Annotated in this window: 15 protein-coding genes, 1 tRNA gene and 2 pseudogenes; 7 read left to right on the top strand and 11 right to left on the bottom strand. The window is 66.6% G+C overall.

The genetic code is table 11. The features are described from left to right. Positions 1–391, top strand: a pseudogene (locus ACRDUX_RS19400) (potassium transporter); the annotation flags it as partial. Here ACRDUX_RS19400 and ACRDUX_RS19395 read toward each other — a convergent pair. Together ACRDUX_RS19395 and ACRDUX_RS19390 are read right to left on the bottom strand one after the other, a co-directional pair. Next, positions 392–919, bottom strand: a complete 528-nt coding sequence (locus tag ACRDUX_RS19395; protein ID WP_526415645.1) for a YbhB/YbcL family Raf kinase inhibitor-like protein — start codon at positions 917–919, stop codon at positions 392–394. Positions 920–951: 32 nt separating this feature from the next. Continuing rightward, positions 952–2,295 carry a M20/M25/M40 family metallo-hydrolase gene (locus tag ACRDUX_RS19390; RefSeq protein ID WP_526415644.1) on the bottom strand — a complete coding sequence of 448 codons (1,344 nt, stop codon included), beginning with the start codon at positions 2,293–2,295 and terminating at the stop codon, positions 952–954. A 66-nt stretch (positions 2,296–2,361) separates the two neighbouring features. On the opposite strand from ACRDUX_RS19390, the gene ACRDUX_RS19385 reads away from it, so the two are divergent. After that, positions 2,362–2,447, top strand: a tRNA-Leu gene (locus tag ACRDUX_RS19385). Between the two features lie 4 nt (positions 2,448–2,451). Here ACRDUX_RS19385 and ACRDUX_RS19380 read toward each other — a convergent pair. From ACRDUX_RS19380 to ACRDUX_RS19370, 3 genes are read right to left on the bottom strand one after another with little or no spacing between them, the layout of a single operon-like run. Beyond that, positions 2,452–3,534: an alpha/beta hydrolase gene (locus ACRDUX_RS19380; RefSeq protein ID WP_526415643.1), complete on the bottom strand. Its 1,083-nt coding sequence runs from the start codon at positions 3,532–3,534 to the stop codon at positions 2,452–2,454. A gap of 41 nt (positions 3,535–3,575) precedes the next feature. Next, a complete protein-coding gene (locus tag ACRDUX_RS19375; RefSeq protein ID WP_526415642.1) occupies positions 3,576–7,658 on the bottom strand; it encodes a bifunctional nitrate reductase/sulfite reductase flavoprotein subunit alpha in 4,083 nt (1,360 codons plus the stop codon). Between the two features lie 3 nt (positions 7,659–7,661). Further along, positions 7,662–9,095 (bottom strand): nitrate/nitrite transporter, encoded by a 1,434-nt coding sequence (locus ACRDUX_RS19370; protein ID WP_526415641.1) that lies wholly within the window; start codon positions 9,093–9,095, stop codon positions 7,662–7,664. Positions 9,096–9,280: 185 nt separating this feature from the next. On the opposite strand from ACRDUX_RS19370, the gene ACRDUX_RS19365 reads away from it, so the two are divergent. From ACRDUX_RS19365 to ACRDUX_RS19355, 3 genes are read left to right on the top strand one after another with little or no spacing between them, the layout of a single operon-like run. Beyond that, positions 9,281–9,637 (top strand): molybdopterin oxidoreductase, encoded by a 357-nt coding sequence (locus ACRDUX_RS19365; RefSeq protein WP_526415640.1) that lies wholly within the window; start codon positions 9,281–9,283, stop codon positions 9,635–9,637. A gap of 41 nt (positions 9,638–9,678) precedes the next feature. After that, positions 9,679–12,114 carry a nitrite reductase large subunit NirB gene (gene nirB / locus ACRDUX_RS19360; RefSeq protein WP_526415646.1) on the top strand — a complete coding sequence of 812 codons (2,436 nt, stop codon included), beginning with the start codon at positions 9,679–9,681 and terminating at the stop codon, positions 12,112–12,114. Then, positions 12,111–12,416, top strand: coding sequence for a Rieske (2Fe-2S) protein (locus tag ACRDUX_RS19355; protein ID WP_526415639.1), 306 nt, complete (start codon positions 12,111–12,113; stop codon positions 12,414–12,416). Before nirB ends, ACRDUX_RS19355 begins: the two co-directional genes overlap by 4 nt. A gap of 39 nt (positions 12,417–12,455) precedes the next feature. Here the strand turns inward: ACRDUX_RS19355 and zwf are convergent, their stop codons facing one another. Genes zwf through ACRDUX_RS19330 form a run of 5 tightly spaced genes read right to left on the bottom strand, consistent with a single transcriptional unit; the run spans position 12,456 to position 17,328 of the window. Next, positions 12,456–13,883, bottom strand: a complete 1,428-nt coding sequence (gene zwf / locus ACRDUX_RS19350; RefSeq protein WP_526415638.1) for a glucose-6-phosphate dehydrogenase — start codon at positions 13,881–13,883, stop codon at positions 12,456–12,458. 23 nt (positions 13,884–13,906) lie between these two features. Further along, on the bottom strand, positions 13,907–14,296 hold the full coding sequence (locus ACRDUX_RS19345) for a universal stress protein (protein ID WP_526415637.1): 390 nt from the start codon (positions 14,294–14,296) through the stop codon (positions 13,907–13,909). Next, complete coding sequence (locus tag ACRDUX_RS19340) at positions 14,293–15,831, bottom strand: tripartite tricarboxylate transporter permease (RefSeq protein ID WP_526415636.1); 1,539 nt, start codon at positions 15,829–15,831, stop codon at positions 14,293–14,295. Before ACRDUX_RS19340 ends, ACRDUX_RS19345 begins: the two co-directional genes overlap by 4 nt. A 1-nt stretch (position 15,832) precedes the next feature. Beyond that, complete coding sequence (locus ACRDUX_RS19335; RefSeq protein WP_526415635.1) at positions 15,833–16,357, bottom strand: tripartite tricarboxylate transporter TctB family protein; 525 nt, start codon at positions 16,355–16,357, stop codon at positions 15,833–15,835. After that, positions 16,354–17,328, bottom strand: coding sequence for a Bug family tripartite tricarboxylate transporter substrate binding protein (locus tag ACRDUX_RS19330; RefSeq protein WP_526415634.1), 975 nt, complete (start codon positions 17,326–17,328; stop codon positions 16,354–16,356). Before ACRDUX_RS19330 ends, ACRDUX_RS19335 begins: the two co-directional genes overlap by 4 nt. 109 nt (positions 17,329–17,437) lie before the next feature. Between ACRDUX_RS19330 and ACRDUX_RS19325 the strand changes: the two genes are divergently transcribed. Continuing rightward, the gene (locus tag ACRDUX_RS19325; RefSeq protein WP_526415633.1) at positions 17,438–19,084 is read left to right on the top strand and encodes a sensor histidine kinase; all 1,647 of its coding nucleotides are present in this window, start codon (positions 17,438–17,440) and stop codon (positions 19,082–19,084) included. Next, complete coding sequence (locus tag ACRDUX_RS19320) at positions 19,077–19,760, top strand: response regulator (protein ID WP_526415632.1); 684 nt, start codon at positions 19,077–19,079, stop codon at positions 19,758–19,760. Before ACRDUX_RS19325 ends, ACRDUX_RS19320 begins: the two co-directional genes overlap by 8 nt. On the opposite strand, the pseudogene ACRDUX_RS19315 reads toward ACRDUX_RS19320, so the two are convergent. After that, positions 19,746–20,157: pseudogene (locus ACRDUX_RS19315) on the bottom strand (HNH endonuclease); the annotation flags it as partial. The gene ACRDUX_RS19320 and the pseudogene ACRDUX_RS19315 overlap by 15 nt on opposite strands.

Here is a 20,157-nt window from a genome sequence, read left to right as displayed (position 1 = left end):
GGTCTCGATCCAGCCGCGGTCGGCAACCCTGCACCTGCCTGCGTTCCAGGGTTACTTCATGGCCCACCTCGCGTTCCTCGACGCGATCGGGAATGTCCCACTGTACGAATTGGATCTTCAGGAATTGCGGGAGAAGTCGAGCGTGGTGTTTCCGTATGCCCTCTTCACGCTCGTCCAGCACAACCTGAGCCTCATCTACGACAGCGTCCCGAGGCAGGTGTTCACCGACAACGGCCTCGACTTCGACGCCTGGTACCCGCTGCATCGTCGATTGCCGAGTCTGGCCAAATTCGTGCTCACGCACCGCCGCTCGCGCGATCGTGCGGCGCGGGCCCTCGACATGGTGCGGGAGCGTTTCGACGTACGGTGTGGGCCGCTGCCGGATCGGTGACTATTTCTGCTCGTGGGTGCCGTGGATGACGGCACGGGCGATCGCGTGGCTGAACAGGTTGAACCCGAGGTAGGCCGGCGTCGCCCCTTCCGGCAGGTCGAGCTTCTCGACGTCGACGGCGTGCACGGCGATGTAGTAGCGGTGCGCACCGTGCCCCGGTGGCGGTGCGGCCCCGATGTAACGCTTCAGGCTTGCGTCGTTGGCCAGGGTGATGGCGTCACCGGGAAATCCGCTCTGGCTGCCGTCGCCGACGCCTGCGGGCAGATCCGTCACCGTGGCGGGCAGGTTGGCCACCGCCCAGTGCCAGAACCCCGAACCCGTTGGGGCATCGGGGTCATAGACCGTCACCGCGAAGCTGCGCGTGGTCTCGGGGAAGCCCGACCAGCTCAGTTGTGGCGAGACGTCCGATCCGCCTGCGCCCATGATGCCGCTCACCTGGTCGTTGTCCAGTGGCTTGCCGTCGGTGACCGACTCGGAGGTCAGGGTGAAGCTGGGCAGCTTCGGAAGGTTGTCGTACGGGGTGCTCATTGGGTCCTCTCGGTTGATCTGGCAGTGGTGAATCAGCAGTGCAGCAGGAAGTGTTCGAGAACCGCTGTCCCGAACGTCAGCGACTCGACGGGTACCCGCTCGTCGACTCCGTGGAACAAGGCCGCGAAGTCCAGTTCGGGCGGCAGCCGCAGCGGAATGAAGCCGAAGCAGCGAATACCAAGGCGGGCAAAGTGTTTCGCATCAGTTCCACCGGACAACATGTAGGGCACGATGCGCGCGTCGGGGTCCACCGTCAACAGCGCGGCGTTCATGGCATCCACCAGGTCGCCGTCGAACGTCGTCTCGTATGCCGGCAGCGAGGTGATCCACTCGCGGGTGACGTCGGGGCCGATCAGCTCGTCGATCGTCGCCTCGAACTCGGCAAGCCGCCCGGGCAGCACCCGGCAGTCCACCGTGGCCTCGGCGGTGCCAGGGATGACATTGGCCTTGTATCCGGCCTTGAGCATCGTCGGGTTTGCCGAGTCGCGCATCGTGGCGCCGACGATGCGGCCGATCGGCCCCAGCTTGGCGATGGTCCCGTCCAGGTCGGGCGAATCCGCGTCGAAGGCGTGCCCGGTCTCCTCGCCGACGGCGGTCAGGAACTGCGCGACCGGGTCGGTCAGCACCAGCGGAAACCGATGGGCGCCAAGCCGCGCGACGGCTCCCGCAAGGGTGGTGACGGCATTTTCGTCGTGCACGAACGAGCCGTGCCCGGCCCGACCGTGGGCGGTGAGGCGCATCCACTGCATGCCCTTCTCGGCCGTTTCGATGAGGTAGAGCCGCTTCTCCCCACCATCGCCGCGCGGCACCGTCAGCGAGAAGCCGCCGACCTCGCCGATGGCCTCGGTGATGCCCTCGAACAGATCGGGCCGGTTCTCGACCAGCCATCCGCAGCCGTACTTTCCGCCTGCTTCCTCGTCGGCGACGAAGGCGAACACCAGGTCCCGCGGCGGCACGATCCCGGCTCGCTTGAAGTACCGCGCGACGGCGACCATCATGCCGATCATGTTCTTCATGTCGATCGCGCCGCGCCCCCAGACGTAACCGTCGGAGACTGCTCCCGAGAACGGGTGCACGCTCCAGTCGGCGGCCACGGCGGGCACCACGTCGAGGTGGCCATGGATGAGCAGCGCACCGCGGCTGGGGTCGGCGCCGGGCAGTCGGGCGAAGACGTTCCCGCGGCCTGGCGCGCCGGACTCGACGTACTCGGTCCGGTAGCCGACTTCTTCGAGCTGCTGGGCTACCCAGCGGGCGCACTCCTCCTCGCCCGCGGTGGTCTCGAGCTCGCCGGTGTTGGAGGTGTCGAACCGAATCAGCGTGCTGACGAGTTCGACGACCTCGTCGCTAGCCTGGGGAAGATCAGTCACAGTCACCATTCGTACCATTGCACGCCCACCGGGTTTTGGCCTCGGCACCGGTATCCGTTAGCCTTAGGCGCTCTTGTCCGAGTGGCGGAATGGCAGACGCGCTAGCTTGAGGTGCTAGTGCCCTATTAATGGGCGTGGGGGTTCAAGTCCCCCCTCGGACACTCTTCAACTCACACTGCGTGCAAAGTCCGCGACATCGCGCAGCGCGCGGTTGAACAGCGCAGGCACGGACGCCGCCAGAAGCTCCTCGCAGGCGTGACCGACGCCGTTGTAGGTGTGACCGGTGGCGTTCACCCCGGCCCGCTGCAGCGCCCTCAGGTAGGCCAGCCCCTCGTCCCGCAACGGGTCGACCTCGTCGGTCGTCACGACGTGCGGCGGCAGGCCGCGGAGATCCTCTTCGGCTGCGTAGTACGGCCAGGCAAGCGGATTGGTGGTGTGTTCACCGTTGGGGTCGTACAGCGCCGCCATGAGCGTCATGACCGATGGGGTGAGGATGTAGCCCTCGTTCTCGACGAGGGACGCCAGAGCGGGGTTGGGGGCGTCGTAAGCACCGTAGATGAACGGCACCTGCGCGTAGACCCCGTCGATGCGGTCCAAACGACCGTCCCGCTTCGCCTTCAGGGCCGTCGCCAGCGAGAGGTTGCCTCCGCCGGACTCTCCTGTGACGACGATGGACGTCACGCCGAGCCCCTCGCGCTGACCGTGCATCCAGTCCAGTGCGCTGGCACAGTCGTCGAGGCCGGCGGGGAACGGATGCGGGCCGAGGGCCCCGCCCGAGTTCCGAAACTCCACGCCGACGACCACGCAGCCCTGCGCAGCCAGGTGGCCGCGCCACAGGGCAGCGGACTGGTCGGCCGCGGTCAGGATCGCCATCCCGCCACCGTGCAGATGCAGCAGCCCCGGCAGCGGAGCGGACACGCCCATCGGCCGGTGGACGTACAGCCTGACGTCGTTTCCGTCGATGCCCTTGATGGTGAGGATCCGCGTCTCGACACCGTGCGGCTGCGGAGCGTCCGCGAGCAGTGCACCGAACAGTCCGTCGAAGGCCTGCTCGGTCGCCGACGCGACCGCCAGCAGTTCCTCCAGCGGTGACTGTCTCGTCACCGCCAGTTCGGCAGCCCGCGCATCGAGCCCGAACGGAGCCAACGCCGCAACCATGCGAGGATCGGCCCGCGGATCCGAGCGCAGTTCCATGGTCGGGTCGCCAAGACGGCCGGGCAGTGTGACGTTCAGGGTGGGGGCGGCCATGTCGCGAAGCTACACCCCGGCGCGGACACCCGTGCGGACGCTCAGTACACGTCGCGCACGTACCGCTTGGTGGCGACCAACTCCCGCTTGTAGTCGTGGGCCCGCTCCGCGGACATCCCGCCGTGCTCGCGGATGACGGCGGTCAGTGCCTCGTCGACGTCCTTGGCCATTCGGGCTGCGTCACCGCACACGTAGAAGTGCGCGCCGTCCTCCAGCCAGCGCCAGACGTCTGCGCCGTAGTCCAGCATCTTGTGCTGGACGTACACCCGCTGCGGCTGGTCCCTCGAGAAGGCCAGGTCGAGCCTGTTGAGCAGACCGTCGCTGACCATGTCCTCCAAATCGTCTCGGTAATAGAAGTTCTCGGCACGGTGCCGGTCACCGAAGAACAACCAGTTGTTGCCGCGATGACCGAGCGCGCGGCGCTCCTGCAGAAATCCGCGGAACGGTGCGACGCCCGTCCCTGGGCCGACCATGATCATCGGAACGGAACCGTCCTCGGGCGGCCGGAAGTGTGGGGACGGCTGCAGGAAGACGGGTACCGGTGCCTCGGCCGCCCGGTCGGCGAGAAACGTGGAACACACTCCCCCACGCTCATTGCCGTCGCTGCCCGCGTAGCGGACGATCGACACCGTCAACTGCACTTCGTTGGGGCTCACCAACGGGCTACTGGAGATCGAGTAGGACCGCGGAGTCAGCCGGACCAGGGCATCGCGCCACTGCTCCACCTCGGCGCGAACGCCGAATTCCGTGACGACGTCCACGCCATTGCGACCCCTGAGCCACTCGTCCAGCCCAGAGCGGTTGCGGCGCAGGGTTCTCAGCGATCCGGCCGCATCGTTGGCCTCGGTCACGAAGTCCAACAGGCTCGGGGTGACGCGGCAGATGTCGTAGTGCGACACGAGCGCATCACCGAGACGCATGTCCGTTCCGTCGACCTCTATCGCATCGTCTGCGGACAGTCCGGTGGCCGCAAGCCATTTCGTCACCATCTGCTCGCTGTTGGTGGCGAACACCCCCAACGCGTCTCCGACCGAATACCTGACCGCATGCTCGGAGATGTCGAACCCGAACTGGCGCACCTCCTTTGCCGAGCCGGGCGCCGTCAGCACGGTGTTGCGGCTCAGGGGAGCCTCGATCGGGCTGTTGCGGGTGAACGGTTCGGCGGTCCGGTTTCGCGTCGACGGCGGGACCGCGGGTGCCGTGTCGACTGCGTCGACGCCGACGAGTGTGGTCACCTCGTCGACCCACCGCGCCATCGGTTCGTCGTCGTAGGCCTCGCATTCGATGCGTTCGACCAGTTTGGTGGCGCCCAGCTCGGCCAGCCGGGCGTCCAAGGACTTTGCGTAGCCGCAGAAGTCGTCGTAGGACCGGTCCCCGATGCCGAGCACCGCGTAGCGCATCCCGTCCAGCGCTGGGGCGTCGGCCGACGCCAGCCGGGTCCAGAAGGCTGCGCCGTTGTCGGGCGGTCCGCCGTCGCCGAAGGTACTGGTCACCACCAGAACGTCGCGGGCCCCGGCGAGATCGGAGAGCTGACAGGAGTCCATGTTCAACACCCGCGCGGGCGCGCCCGCCGTGCCGAGCCGCTCGCCCACCCGTGCCGCGAACTCCTCGGCGTTGCCGGTCTGCGAGGCCCAGACCACCAGCCGCACCGGTCCGGCAATCGAATCCGCCACACCGGCCGCCCCGGTACGGGAATACCTTCCTGCGAGCATGCCGTCGACGTAGTGTCGCACCGCCCTGCCGACCGGAGCTTCGTCGGGCAGCAAAGGAACTCCGTGCACGTCTGGGGGCAACGCTCTGAAGAAGCCTGCCAGGTATAGCTTCTCGACGTCGTCGAGATCGGGCGGCTCGAGACCGTCGAGCCCGAGCGTCGAGGAGATCGCATTCATCGTCGCGGGCGCGAGCTCCCGTGGCACCGGAACCGGTCCCGCTGGACGCACGCTGACCGCGCAGGCCTTGAACTCGGGCTGAAGGGAATCGGGGTCGACGGCGTCGCTGGTGACGGCGTTGATGGCCAGGTACTCGCCGTGCTCGTCGTTCCAGTGGAACGGTACGAAGCAATTGCCAGGTCGCACCCGGTCGCTCACCACCGCCGCCAGCACCGCCCGGCCCCGCCGCGAGGCCAGTTCCACGGCCTGGCCCTCGACGATGCCCTGTGCCGCTGCGTCGTCCGGATGAATCTCCACGAACGGCCCTGAGTCGAGCCCGTTGAGCTTTGCCACCCTCCCGGTCTTGGTCATCGTGTGCCACTGATGTTGCAGGCGACCGGTATTGAGCACCATCGGATAGTCGTCGTCGGGTAGTTCACGGGGATCCATGTGCGGGCGGGGGTGAAAGATCGCGCGCCGCGACGGGGTGGGAAAGGCAAGCCGGGGTCGGTGCCCATCGGCGTCGGTGAACAGCTCCTGGCTCACACCGTCGTTGAGGTAGCGAATCGGGTGGCGGTCGTCGGCGCCACCCGGCAGATCAGCGGGCGGGACCGGCCATTGCAGCGGCGTTTCGCGGAGCCGGTCGTAGGTGGCGCCCCGCAGGTCGTAACCCGTTCTCAGATTGGTGAATTGGCGCAGCTCGTCGAAGATCTGCTCGCTGGACTCGTAGTCGAAGTGTTCGCCGAAGCCGAGCTCGGCGGCCACCTGGCAGATCAGTTGCCAGTCGGGGCGGGACTGCCCCGTTGGCGGAATCGACTGTGGCAGCAGGGTCAGGTTGCGGTCCGAGTTCACCATGACGTATTCGGATTCGGCCCACAGCGCGGCGGGCAGCACGATGTCTGCATAGCGGTTGGTGGCGGTATCGCCGTAGGCGTCCTGGGTGATGACGAGTTCGGCGGCCTCGAGGCCCGTGATGACGGTCTTGCGGTTGGCGATGGTGGCAACGGGATTGGTGCAGATGATCCAGCACGCCTTGATGTCGCCGTCGGCCATCCGCTTGAACATGTCGATGGTTCCCGGCCCGACGTCGGTCCGGATGGTGCCGGGCTGCAGCTTCCACTTCCCTTCGACGAACGCACGGTCATCGGCCGACACCACGGCGCGCTGACCGGGAAGACCCGGCCCCATGTAGCCCATCTCGCGCCCACCCATGGCATTCGGCTGCCCCGTCAACGACATGGGCCCGCTGCCCGGCCTGCAGATGGCGCCGGTCGCCAGGTGAAGGTTGCAGATGGCGTTGGTGTTCCACGTTCCGTGGGTGCTCTGGTTGAGACCCATCGTCCAGCACGTCATCCAATTCCCGGCCTCGGCGATCATCGCTGCGGCAGTGCGGATGTCGGCCTCGGATATCCCGGTGAGCTCGGCCACCCGCTGCGGCGGGTAATCGGCGAGGAAGGCAGGCATCGCGTCCCAACCCTCGGTGTGCGCCGCGATGAATTCGGCGTCGATCGCGCCGCTCTGCACCAACAGGTACAGCAGCCCGTTGAGGAGCGCCAGGTCGGTGCCAGGCTTGATCTGCATGAACAGGTCGGCCCGCTCCGCCGTGGTGGTGCGGCGAGGGTCGACGACGATGAGCTTGGCGCCCGCCTTGAGTCCGTCGGCCATGCGCAGGAACAGAATCGGATGGCAGTCCGCCATGTTGGACCCGATGACGAAGAACAGGTCGCATGCGTCGAAGTCGGTGTAGGACCCCGGCGGGCCGTCCGCCCCCAACGACTGCTTGTAGCCGGTGCCCGCACTGGCCATGCAGAGCCGTGAGTTCGACTCCAGATGGATCGTCCGCAGAAAGCCCTTTGCCAACTTCGTTGCCACGTACTGGGCTTCGAGCGACATCTGCCCCGAGACGTACATGGCTACCGCGTCCGGCCCGTGTTCGTCGACGATCGTCCGCAGCCGGCGGGCCGCCTCGGCGATGGCCTCGTCCACCTGGACGGGAACCGGCTCCTCACCGCGCGCAGGCCGCAGCAGGGCCGACGTCATCCGTCCCTCGTCGGCGCGCATCATCTCGGCGTGTGTGGCGCCCTTGGTGCACAGTCGACCGAAGTTGGTGGGGTGCAGCTTGTCCCCCGCCACCCGGGCGATCACCGGCAGCCCCGTCTCGGGGTCGGGCCGCGTCTGTACCGTGATGCCGCATCCGACACCGCAGTACGAACAAGAGGTGCGCGTCACCGTGCCCTGCTCGTCGGACGTCTCCATCGGCTATCCGGCGCCGACGGGTTCGGGCGTCCTGCCGATGTGCTCACCCGCGTGCAGATGAGTCTTCATCCGCAGGAAGACGAACCACGTGGTGATCGCGCACACCACGTAGAAGCCGAGGAAGACCCAGAAGGCGTTGGTGGCGGACTTGGCGTCACCCACGTACGAGGCCCGGAGCACGATGTTGATGAACACGCCACCCAGTGCGCCCGCGGCTCCGGCGAATCCGATCAGCGCGCCCGACATGCTGCGCGACCACACCGCCTTCTCCTCGCGGCTCCAGCCTTCCTTGCCCTGCGCCTTGGCCTCGAAGATCGACGGGATCATCTTGTAGGTGGACCCGTTTCCGGTGCCGGACAGGATGAACAGCAGGATGAAACCCACGACGTAGCCGGCCATCTGGCCACCGCTCGGGGCGCCGGCCATCCGGTCGTCGAGCACGCCTGCCACCACCAGAATGCCTGCGGCGAAGATCATCGCGACGAACACGTAGAGCGTGACTCTGCCGCCGCCGACCCGGTCGGCGAGCTTGCCGCCGAACGGCCGCGTGATGGAGCCGAGCAGAGGTCCGATGAAGGCGATCTGCGCGGCGTGCAACGAGGCCTGTGCGGCATTGTCGCCGCCCGCCAGGTAGTTGATCTGCATGACCTGACCGAAGGCGAAGCTGAAGCCGATGAACGACCCGAACGTGCCGATGTAGAGAAAGCTCATCACCCACGAGTGCTTGTATCGCAGCGCCTCGGCCATGGCGCCCAGGTTCGAGCGCTGGTTGCGCAGGTTGTCCATGAAGAACGCGGCACCGAGCGCCGCGATGGCGATTGCGACGAGGTATACGGCACAGACGATTTCGGGTGCGGTGTTGCTGATCGCGGCAATCACGAACAGCCCGATGAGCTGAATGACCGGGACGCCGATGTTGCCACCGCCCGCGTTGAGGCCAAGCGCCCAGCCCTTGAGACGCTGCGGGTAGAACGCGTTGATGTTGGTCATCGACGACGCGAAGTTGCCGCCGCCGAGGCCTGCGAGCGCGGCCACCACCATGAACGTCGTGTACGACGTTGCGGGCTGCGTCATCACGTACCACGTCAGCAGGGTCGGGATCAGCAGCAGCAGGGCGCTGACGATGGTCCAGTTGCGCCCGCCGAAGCGGGCAGGGGCGATGGTGTACGGGATCCGCATGAAGGCGCCGACGAGCGTCGGCATCGCCACCAGGTAGAACTTCCCAGCGGCGTCGATGTGGTAGACGGTCTGCGGCATGAACAGCACCATCACCGACCAGATCGACCAGATCGAGAAACCGACGTGCTCGGCGACGATCGACCAGATCAGGTTGCGCTTCGCCACGTCCCTTCCCGGGGTGGTTTCGCCCCGTCCTTCCCAGGCGTCGACGTCTTCGGCATCCCAGTGCTCGATGTTGCGGTCGCGGCGCAGCTGCATGACTGATTCTCCTCGGCAGGTGTTGAATCAGGTTTACGGCCAAGCCGTTCCGCATCCGTTGCCCAGCCGTATCGACTGTGTCAACAGTGCCTCACACGTCTCGGGCGGGGTGGGTGAGGCACTGTTATTCACGACGGAAGCGCCGACGAAACCTTGCCGAAACAAACCGGACCTAATTTCGCCAGATGAGCGACGGCAGCACACCGGTCTTCCTGCAGGGCCCCTTCGACTTCGAGGGCAACGGCTTGGCCAAGCCGTCGCTGATCGACGAATCCCTGCGCTACACCGTCCCTGCTGGCTCCACCACCCAACCGGTGTACTTCCGCGGCGGCAACTCGACGTCGGACATGATCACCGTCGTGCTGTTCCGGGACGGCAAGCCGATGCGGTACTTCCCCATCGCAGCCAACGGCGCCACTCACGTCGCGCTGCGGGTGGTCGAGGACCTGCTGGCCGACACCGTCCTGGAACTCTTCGTCGCCGCCCCCAGCGGGAGCAGCGGAACGGTGATCGTCGACCTCGGTCTGGTGGAGGTCCAGTGACGCAGAGCGCCCCCGAGAAGCTCGTCGTGGTGGGCAACGGGATGGCGGGAATCCGTGCCGTCGAGGAGATCCTGGCGCGTGGCGGGTCGGAGCTGTTCGACATCACCGTGTTCGGCGACGAGCCGTACGGCAACTACAACCGCATCCTGCTGTCCAACGTGCTTGCGGGCAGCGATGATCCGGCAGAGATCTACCTCAACCAGGTCGACTGGTACGGCGAGAACGACATCGATCTGCGCGCGGGTGTCCGCGTGGTGCGCATCGACCCGTTCGCCCGCATCGCGTACTCCGACGACGGCGCCGCCGAGCGCTACGACCGGCTGATCCTGGCAACCGGCAGCCGGTCGTTCTTCCCGCCGATGAAGGGCCTTTGGGCCGATGACAAGACCCTGACCGACGGCGTCTTCGGCTTCCGGACCCTCGACGACTGCGTCGGCATGATCGCCGAAGCCGCGCACCGCACCAGGGCCGTGGTGATCGGGGGTGGACTGCTCGGGCTCGAGGCCGCCCGCGGCCTGCAGAACCGTGGACTGACCGTCGACGTCGTCCATTCCGGGCCGACGCTGATGAACGCGCAACTCGACGATCCCGCAGGGGTGATCCTGCGCAGGTCCGTCGAGGGCATCGGCATCACCGTGCACGTCGAGAAGCGCACCGTCGAGGTCACGACGTCCGACGACGGCCGCCTCACCGGCGTCGTGTTCGCCGACGGCAGTTCGATCGACTGCGACATGCTGGTCATCGCCACCGGGATCCGGCCCAACGTCGGGTTGGCGCAACGTGCGGGATTGACCGTCGAGCGCGCCATCGTCGTCGACGACCACATGCGCTCGATCGACGACGACCGCGTCTACGTCGTCGGCGAGTGCGCCCAGCACCGCGGCCAGGTGTACGGACTCGTGGCTCCGCTGTGGGAGCAGGCGACGGTTCTCGCCGACCATCTGACGGGCGCCAACTCCGTTGCGGCATACCATGGGTCGCGCACGGCGACCAAACTCAAGGTGGCGGGTGTCGACGTTGCTTCGATGGGGCTGAAGGGCCCGGAGCTACCCGACGACGAGTTCGTCCAGTTCTCCGAACCCAGACACGGTGTCTACAAGACGGTCGTCATCCGCGACGGCAAGCTGGTGGGCGCCACGCTCGTCGGCGACGTCAGCAAGGTCTCGTTCCTGACCCAGGCGTTCGACAGCGGACTGGCACTGCCAGAAGAGCGCGTCGCGCTGATGTTCGACATCGGCACCCCCGACGTCGCGGTCGGCGTTGCCGAGCTCTCCGACGACGCGCAGGTCTGCAACTGCAACGGGGTCAGCAAGGGAGCGTTGACGGCCTGCGTGGCCGGTGGCGAGACGTCGCTGAGCGGTGTGATGGCGAAGACCAAGGCGGGCAAGGGCTGCGGCTCCTGCAAGGAGCTGGTCGGCCAGATCGTCGAGTGGGCAGCGGGTGGCAGCGTAACCGAGGACCCGTCCGCCAACTGGTACGTCCCCGGTGTCCCCTACGCCAAACCGGAATTGATGCGGCTGATCCGCGAACTCCAATTGCATTCGGTGTCATCGGTGTTCGCTGCACTGACACCCGACGGCAGGCCCGATGCGGGCTCGAAGATGGGGCTGTCTTCGCTGTTGGAGATGATGTGGGGCTCCGACTTCGTCGACGAGAGCGACGCCCGCTTCATCAACGACCGCGTGCACGCGAACATTCAGCGCGACGGAACCTTCTCGGTGGTGCCGCAGATGAAGGGCGGCGTGACGAACTCGGCGCAGTTGCGCAGGATCGCCGACGTCGCCGACAAGTACGACGTTCCGCTGATCAAGCTCACCGGTGGCCAACGAATCGACCTGCTCGGCATCCGCAAGGAGGATCTGCCTGACGTCTGGGCCGATCTCGACATGCCGTCCGGTTACGCCTACGGCAAGAGTTTCCGCACCGTGAAAACCTGCGTCGGCAGCGACTTCTGCCGCTTCGGCGTTGGGGACTCGACCGCGTTGGGCATCGCCATCGAAGAGCGCTACCAAGGGCTGGCCAGCCCGGCGAAGATGAAACTGGCCGTCACCGGGTGCCCGCGCAACTGCGCGGAGGCGCTGTGCAAGGACCTCGGCGTCGTCGCGGTCGACGGCGGCCGGTGGGAGATGTACGTCGGCGGTGCCGCCGGAGCCCACATCCGCAAGGGTGATCTGCTGGCCACCGTCGACAGCATGGCCGAGGTCATGACGTTGACCGGGCGCTTTCTCCAGTACTACCGCGAGAACGCGAACTGGTTGGAGCGCACCTATGCCTGGGTGCCGCGCGTGGGAATCGACAAGATCCGCGCGGTGGTGGTCGACGACGCCGAGGGCATCGCTGCCGAACTCGACGCGGCGATGACGAAGTCCGTTGAGGCTTATCGCGATCCGTGGCAGGACGGCAAGCAGCCGGTGGCCGAGGGTCAGTTCCGCTCGTCGTTGCCACTGCTGCCGCTCCCCCGGGTGCCGGTCCGATGACGGGCGTCGCGGTCGGCCGGGTCGACGAGATCCCCCGCGGCCAGGGCCGCGCCTTCGCCGTCGACGGCGAGCAGATCGCCGTGTACCGGATGCGCGACGGTTCGCTGCGAGCACTCGGGGCCGTCTGCCCACACCGCGGTGGACCACTGGCCGACGGACTGACCGACGACGACACGGTCGTGTGCCCACTGCACAACTACGCCTACGACATGTGCACCGGCACCGAGGTGTCCGGCACCGGTATGGCCGTCCGCAGCTACCCGGTCGAAGCGGTCGACGGGACGATCCGGATCAGCGTCTGAGAGCGTGCCGGAGGTCTGGCGGTAGAGCGTGGTCAGGCGTCAGGCATCGGGCAGCCGCCATCCCCCAGGACCTGGCAGACGCAGCGCGGCTTCCGGCCCGAACGACCCCTTCTCGTACGGCTGAACCGGGGGTGGGTTGTCCAGCACCGGCTGGCAGACCTGCCACAGCCGGTCGATCTCATCGGATCGGGTGAACAGGGTCTGATCGCCGCGCATCACGTCGAGCAGCAGCCGCTCGTACGCCTCCAGCGGCTTGTCGTCGGGATCTTCCCTGCCCAGGTCGAGGTCGAAGGTGGCGCAGGTCAACGCCATGTCGGGGCCGGGACGCTTGACGTTGAGATGGATGCTCGCCGTCGGCGAATCGTTGAGCTCGAGAACCAATTGGTCTGGGCCGTAAGCATTGTCGCCGAACCGTCCCGACGGCGGCGTGCGGAAGGTCAGCGTGACGGTCCGACGGTTCGCGCCCATCGCCTTGCCGGTGCGCAGGTAGAACGGCACGCCCTGCCACCGGTCGGAGTCGACGAAGGCCTCGAGGGCCACCAGGGTCTCGACCGCCGAGTCGTCGGCGACACCGTCGACATCGCGGTAGCCGTCGTATTGGCCGAACACCACCCGGGACGGGTCGAGTTCCCGCAATTCATCGAACACCTTGGCTTTCTCGTTGCGCAGAGCCAGTGCGTCGAAGCGGACAGGAGCCTCCATGGCCACGAAACCGAGCACCTGGAACAAATGGGTGACGATCATGTCGCGGAAGCAACCGGTGGATTCGTAGAAGCTGCCGCGGGTGCCGACCGTGAGGTCCTCGGGCACGTCGATCTGCACCGAGACGACGTTCGAGCGATTCCAGGCGGGTTCGATGAGGCCGTTGGCGAACCGCAGCGCCAGAATGTTCTGCACCGCCTCCTTCCCCAGGAAATGGTCGATGCGATAGACCTGATCCTCGCCGACCACGCTCTTCAGCGTCGCGTCGAGGGCACGTGAGCTCTCCAGATCGGTTCCGAACGGCTTCTCGCTGACGATGCGCGGTCCGCCGGGACCGCGGGTGGCGATGCCCTCGCGGCCCAACATGGTGATCATCGCCCGCGTCGCACTCGGGGGCACCGACAGGTACACCAGCGTGCGGGAATCGTCGCCAAGGCGTTCGTGTGCGTCGCGCACCGCCTTCGCCAGCTCGGTACCGTCGTCATCGGTTGAGGTCTGAAACGTCAGCCGTTTCAGCAGCTCCTTGACCACGGCGTCGTCGAGGTCGCCGACGAACTCTTCGAGGTGGCCGCGGATCTGGTCGCGGAATTCGTCGTCGGTACCAGGGGAATGCCGACCCGAGCCGATGACGGCGTAGTCAGCGGGCAACCGGCCTGCTGCTGCCAGGTGGTAGAGCCCGGGAAACAGTTTGCGCTTGGCCAGATCACCAGTGGCGCCGAAGATCAGGAAAACCTGTGCAGGGATGTGTTCGGATTCAGAGGGCACCGACCCAGCGTAGGCGGGTGCACTCACACCGTGGGCTTGACCGCCAGAACCGGCTTGGAGCATTCCAGAATCAGCTGCTGAGAGACGCTGCCCAGCAAGAGCTTTCCCACCGGATTGCGGTGCCGGATGCCGATGACGAGCAACTCGGCGTCGGCGCGGTCCATCGCCTCGAGCAGTTCGTTGACCGGGTCGACGCCGACCGGCTGGATCAGTTCATACGCCAAACCGCACGACTTGAGGCGTTCCTCGACGTCGTGCACCTGGGACTCCTTGGCGAACGCGGGGTCGGCGTAGGCGTCGCCCTTGGTGGAGTTGACCACCAGCAGGCCCGTGCCCCGAAGGGACGCCTCGGTCATGGCATGTTCGAGGGCAGCCCGGCCGTACTCATCGGCGGTGTATCCGACGACTATCACGCTTGGGCCTTCTCTCTCTGGTCCCGGTCGTCCTCGACGATGAGCAGCGTTTCCTCGTCGCGGTGCAGCAGCTTGAGCACCAGCGGCGCCAACAGAAGCAATGCCATGCAGACGTACACGATGATCGCCACGGGCTCGTTGAAGAGGCTGCTCCAGTCGCCACCACCGAGTTGCAGGCTCTGGCGCAGCTGGCGTTCGATACGCGGCCCGAGGATGACGCCGATGATCAGCGGCAGTACCGGTAGTCCGAACCTGCGCATCATCAACCCGAGCAGACCGAAGACCAGCAACAGTGCCAGATCCAGTGGTTGGATGTTGACCGCGAAGGCGCCGAGCGTGGCGAAGAACAGGATGCCCGCGTACAGGTAGGGCCGCGGGGTGCGCAGCAACTTCGCCCACAGCGGGGCCAGCGGAAGGTTCAGCACCAGCAGCAGGAAGTTGCCGATGAACAGGCTGGCGATCAGCGTCCAGATCAGCAGCGGCTCCTTGGAGAAGAGCGTCGGCCCCGGCTGGATGCCGTAGGAGACGAACGCCGTCAGCATCACCGCCGCGGTGGCGTTGGTCGGCAGTCCGAGCGAGAGCATCGGCACCAGAGTGCCTGCGGCAGAGGCATTGTTGGCGGCCTCGGGTCCGGCGACGCCCTCGATGGCCCCTTTGCCGAACTCCTCGGGGTGCTTCGAGAGCTTCTTCTCGGTGATGTAGGACAGGAACGTCGGAAGCTCGGCGCCGCCCGCGGGCAGCGCGCCGAAGGGGAACCCGTACGCGGTGCCCCGGAGCCACGGCTTCCAGGACCGCCGCCAGTCGTCACGACCCATCCACGGCCTGCCGACCGGAATCACTTCGGCGGGTCGCTGGCGCAGATGCGCGGCCACCCACAGCGCCTCGCCGAGCGCGAAGATCGCCACCGCGATCACCACGATGTCGATCCCGTCGGACAGCTGGGGAATGCCGAACGTCGCCCTGGCCTGCCCCGTCAGGAAGTCGATGCCGACCAAACCGATCGCGAGCCCGAGGAACAGCGAGATCGCGCCCCGCAGCTTGGAGGATCCCAGCACGGCGGTGACGGCGACGAGCGCGAACAGCATGATCGCGAGGTAGGACGGCGCGCCGAGCGTGACGGCGAAACGAGACACCGCGGGGGCGAACAACACCAACAGCAGGGTGCCGATGGTGCCGGCGACGAACGACCCGATGGCCGCCGTCGCCAAGGCCTGTGCGGCTCTTCCCGCCTTGGCCATCTTGTTGCCCTCGATCGCGGTGATCACCGACGACGACTCTCCTGGCGTATTGAGGAGGATCGACGTCGTCGAACCGCCGTACATGCCGCCGTAGAAGATGCCCGCGAACATGATGAAGGCCGCGCTCGGGCTGACGTTGTAGGTGATCGGCAGCAGCAGCGCCACCGTCATCGCGGGGCCGATACCCGGCAGCACGCCAACCGCGGTCCCCAGCAGTACGCCGATCACCGCGTAGAGCAGGTTCATCGGCGTAGCGGCCTGCTCGAACCCCTGCAGCAGCCAGTTCAGATTGTCCATATCAGAGAATCCCGTCCAAAATGCCTGCGGGCAGTGGAATTCCGAGCCCGGAATAGAACGCATAGAAGCTGGCGATACCGAGCACTGCGCCGATGACGACATTGCGGACGTAGTGCTTGCTGCCAAGAACCGTTGCCGACCCTGCGAACATCAGCGCGCTGGTGATGGTCCATCCCAGCGGGATCACCAGCAGAATCGTGGCGACGAAGATGGCGACCAACAATCCGACGGTGCGCCAATCACTGGGCAGGTTCGGGTCGATGTCCTCGCCCGCATCGGCTTCGCCCCTGGAGCCCAGCGGAATCACGACCGCGAGAATGAGCGCCAGCACCACCAGGCCGACCCCGATGACCATCGGAAAGAGTTTCGGGCCAACGGGATCCACCTTCGCGTAACCACCAGGAAGGGTCAGCGCATCGAAGATCAGAAACGCACCAACCACGACGCAGACGGCGGCCACCAGGTACTGCGACTTGTCCACGACCTTCGGCTGCACCGGTTTCGGGTCTTCGGTCGGTGCGCTCACAACAGCCCCAACTCGGTCAGGGTCGACGCGACCCGCTGGTCCTGATCCTTCAGGAACTGCGCGAACGGTGCGCCCGTCATGAACGCGTCGCTCCAGTTGTTCTTCACCAAGGCTTCCTTCCATGCGTCAGTCGCGTGCAGCTCCTCGAGGACCTTCACCAGCGACTGTCGCGCCTCGTCCGAGATACCCGGTGGGGCAAGGACTCCGCGCCAGTTGGTGAAGGTGAGATTGACGCCGGCCTCCTTCAGCGTCGGCGCGGCGACACCGTCGACGCGCTTGTCGCCGGAGACGGCGAGGACCCTGACCTCACCGGCCTCGATCTGGTCCACGTACTCGCCGAGACCCGATGTGCCTGCAGCGATCTTCTTGCCAAGAAGTGCGGTCAGCAGATCGCCGCCACCGTCGTAGGAGATGAAGTTGACCGTCTTCGGGTCGACCCCCGCGGCGCGCGCGGTCTCCATCGGGAACAGATGGTCGGGGCCGCCCGGTGAGGAACCGCCGCCCACGGTGACCTTGGCCGGGTCGGCCTTCCACGCGGCGATGAAGTCGTTGACCGTCTTGAAGGGCGAGTCGGCCGGGACCAGGATGCCCTCCGGCTCCTCGACCATCTTCGCCAGCGGTGTCGCGTTGGACGCCAGCGCGTTCGATCCGTTGGTGTACACCGCGCCCACCACGCCGAGTCCCATCATCATCATGAGGTCGTCGTTGCCCTTCTCGTTCATGAGTCGGGCCATCGCCACCGTGCCGCCTGCTCCGATCACGTTGAAGACCTCGACGCGGCCGGTGATGTCCTCGTCCTCCATGATCTTCACCGCGGTGCGGGCCGTAAGGTCGTACCCACCGCCGGGACTGTTCGGCACCATCATCCGCAGCCTGTGCATACCGGTCTGTTCGCCACCGCGGGTGACCCCGCACCCGGCCAGGAGCACCGCAGCGCAGACGAGACTCGTCAGGATCAGTAGTCGTCTCATGAGGGTCGTTCTCATTCGGGTCCCATCCGTCGCGAATGTGATGCTCAGCAATACTGGACCCCGACAGTGACGTGAGTCACTGTTTAGGACGCAACGGAAGTATTGGTCATTGAGTTCACGGCGGCGATCGATCCTGCGACGCGGCACCCGAAGCCTCGCCGGCCAGTTCCTGGCCTTCCAGCTGCTGGTGGTGGCCGTGGTCCTCATCGCCGTGGCCGCGGTATCGGTCACGCAGTCGACGAAGGAGTTCCGCGACGTCCGTGGACAGCGGATGATCGCCGTCGCCGAGAACCTGGCGTCGACGCCGATCGTCCGCGAGCGGTACGCCGATCCGTTCGCCGCCCAGATCCTGGCGCCCGAAGTGGATCGCGCGGTCGCGCTGTCGGGTGCCGGAATGGCCGAGATCGTCGACCCGGCGGGCATCATTCGGGTGTCGTCGGAACCGTCGCGGATCGGTCGGACGCTGAATCTGACGGACAGCGGGGCGCGTCAGGGGCGCGCCTGGTTCGGCGACCTCGACATCGACGGCGTGCACGGGCTGGCCGGGCAGGTGCCGATCAACGACATCAACGGCGCCGTCCTCGCCGTCGTCTCGGTGTCGGAGGGCTACCCGTCGGTGTGGCAGTTGCTCAGCGGCGCGGGTGAGCGGCTGCTGGTGTATCTGGGCCTCGGGGCCGCTCTCGGAATGCTCGCCTCCTGGCTGCTGTCGCGCCGCATCAAGCGTCAGACCCACGGGCTGGAGATCGCCGAGATCGCGAGCTTGGCCGAACATCGGGAAGCGTTGCTGCACAGCATCCGTGAGGGAGTCGTCGCGGTGAACAACGACGGTGTGATCACGGTGCTCAACGACAGTGCGCAGGAACTGTTGAACGTGGCACCGGATGCAGTTGGGCGGCGCGTCGACCAGGTCGGAGTCGACCCGGCCGTCACCGAATTCCTGCTTTCCGGTGAGGATCGCCGCGACGTCGTCATCGTCACCCGCACCAGGGTTCTTGCGCTCAACCGCCGGTCGGCGACGAGCCAGGGCAAGAGGATCGGAACGGTCACCACCATGCGTGACAGCACCGAACTCGCGTCGATGCAAGGGCAGTTGTCATCGCACAAGAGCGTCACCGACACGCTGCGGGCCCAGACTCACGAGTTCGCCAACCAGTTGCACACCATCTCCGGTCTGGTGCAGCTCGGAGAATACGATTCCGTGCACGACTTCGTCGGCGCCCTGACGCGACGACGCGCCGAGATCAGTGACGCCGTGACGCAACTCGTCTCGGACCCGGCCGTTGCCGCACTGCTGATCGCGAAGACCTCGCTGGCCGCCGAGAGCGGTGTTGCCCTGACCATCGCGCCGGACTCTCACCTGTCGACACTCGACCCGGCCCTGGCGACGGACGTGATCACGTTGCTCGGCAACCTCATCGACAACGCGGTCGACGTGTCGGAGGGATCACGCGACGCCATGGTCATCGTGCACGTCGACGACGCGGAGGGTATGACGGTGTCGGTGACCGACTCCGGACCCGGTGTGCCGAAACATCTTCGGGAAGAGATCTTCGCCCGCGGCGTCACCTCCAAGCCGGACGTGCCCGGCGGACGCGGGATCGGGCTGGCCCTGGTGCGCCTCGTCAGCGCGCAGCTCGGCGGCACGGTCGAGGTCACCGATGCGCCGTCCGGTGGCGCCTGCTTCCAGGTGAGGCTGCCACCGGCACGGTTGGCCGGCCAGGAAACCTTGACAGTGGGGCGGACCGGCCATGCGTGAAGTGCTCGTCGTCGACGACGACTTCATGGTCGCGGAGATCCATCGCAGGTTCGTCGACCGCGTCGACGGGTTCGCCGCCGTCGGCTCCGCACGGACCGGCGCCGAAGCACTCGAGTTGGCGGGAACACTGCGGCCGGATCTCGTCCTGCTCGACGTCTATCTGCCCGACATGACGGGTCTGGAAGTACTGCAGCGCTTGCGCTCCGCAGGCGACCCGGTCGGCGTCATCATGATCACTGCGGCCCGCGAACTCGACACCGTCAGCGGCGCGCTGGACGGAGGCGCCGCCGACTACCTGATCAAGCCCTTCGAGTTCCCGCAACTGCAGGCCAAACTCGAGTCCTTCGCGGCGAGGGCTGACGCGCTCGCGTCAGCAGGCGGTGCCGATCAATCACTGATCGATTCGCTGTTCGGCGGGAACGGCGGGCCGTCGGGCACCCCGGCGGCCGACGGACCACTGCCCAAGGGGCTCGGCACCGTGACGGGCCAACTGGTGCTGGAGGCCGTGCGCCACGCAGGCGAGGTCTCCGCAGCGGAATGCGCTGAGCTGGTGGGTATCTCGCGGGTCAGCGCCCGACGGTACCTCGAGCACTTCCTGAGCGTGGGCGCGCTCGAGTTGCGCCTGCAGTACGGCGCGGGCCGTCCCGAACGGCGCTACTACCTACGCCGCGTGTAGGTCGGCGATCTCGATGCCGACGCGGTACTCGATCTGGCTGAGCTCGACTCTGGGCACCCCCGGTAGGGCCGGCGCCCTCGACCGGTGAACAGCCCCGGTCGGGGTGGTGAATTCAGCTGTGTGACAGCCCTTGTCATCGCAAGCAGCAGCCACCGACCAACCGGGAGCCTCTTTCGCGTAATTGCACCGCTCGCACTCACCCAACCCGTTCACCGAGTTGGTGGGGCCAGCCCGATGATGCGCCGTCGCGTGATCGTGATGCCGAATCGGCGCATCACAGTACGGCGTGCGACACGTGTCATCACGCACGTCGATGAACCGCGCCAACCCCTTCGGAAACAACCGCGCCCGTGACTCCATCGCCACCAACCCGCCACTGCGCGGATGCTTGTACAAC

This window comes from Mycobacterium sp. (assembly GCF_050701675.1).
Classification (GTDB): domain Bacteria; phylum Actinomycetota; class Actinomycetes; order Mycobacteriales; family Mycobacteriaceae; genus Mycobacterium.
Note: the sequence above shows the minus strand (reverse complement) of the source record. Positions and strands in the feature narration are given on the sequence as shown.

Excerpts from the sequence above, each read along its gene's own strand:
- ACRDUX_RS19395 (WP_526415645.1), bottom strand. The coding sequence starts at position 919 with ATGAGCACCCCGTACGACAACCTTCCGAAGCTGCCCAGCTTCACCCTG.
- ACRDUX_RS19390 (WP_526415644.1), bottom strand. The coding sequence starts at position 2,295 with ATGGTGACTGTGACTGATCTTCCCCAGGCTAGCGACGAGGTCGTCGAA.
- ACRDUX_RS19380 (WP_526415643.1), bottom strand. The coding sequence starts at position 3,534 with ATGGCCGCCCCCACCCTGAACGTCACACTGCCCGGCCGTCTTGGCGAC.
- ACRDUX_RS19375 (WP_526415642.1), bottom strand. The coding sequence starts at position 7,658 with ATGGAGACGTCCGACGAGCAGGGCACGGTGACGCGCACCTCTTGTTCG.
- ACRDUX_RS19370 (WP_526415641.1), bottom strand. The coding sequence starts at position 9,095 with ATGCAGCTGCGCCGCGACCGCAACATCGAGCACTGGGATGCCGAAGAC.
- ACRDUX_RS19365 (WP_526415640.1), top strand. The coding sequence starts at position 9,281 with ATGAGCGACGGCAGCACACCGGTCTTCCTGCAGGGCCCCTTCGACTTC.
- nirB (WP_526415646.1), top strand. The coding sequence starts at position 9,679 with ATGGCGGGAATCCGTGCCGTCGAGGAGATCCTGGCGCGTGGCGGGTCG.
- ACRDUX_RS19355 (WP_526415639.1), top strand. The coding sequence starts at position 12,111 with ATGACGGGCGTCGCGGTCGGCCGGGTCGACGAGATCCCCCGCGGCCAG.
- ACRDUX_RS19340 (WP_526415636.1), bottom strand. The coding sequence starts at position 15,831 with ATGGACAATCTGAACTGGCTGCTGCAGGGGTTCGAGCAGGCCGCTACG.
- ACRDUX_RS19330 (WP_526415634.1), bottom strand. The coding sequence starts at position 17,328 with ATGAGACGACTACTGATCCTGACGAGTCTCGTCTGCGCTGCGGTGCTC.
- ACRDUX_RS19320 (WP_526415632.1), top strand. The coding sequence starts at position 19,077 with ATGCGTGAAGTGCTCGTCGTCGACGACGACTTCATGGTCGCGGAGATC.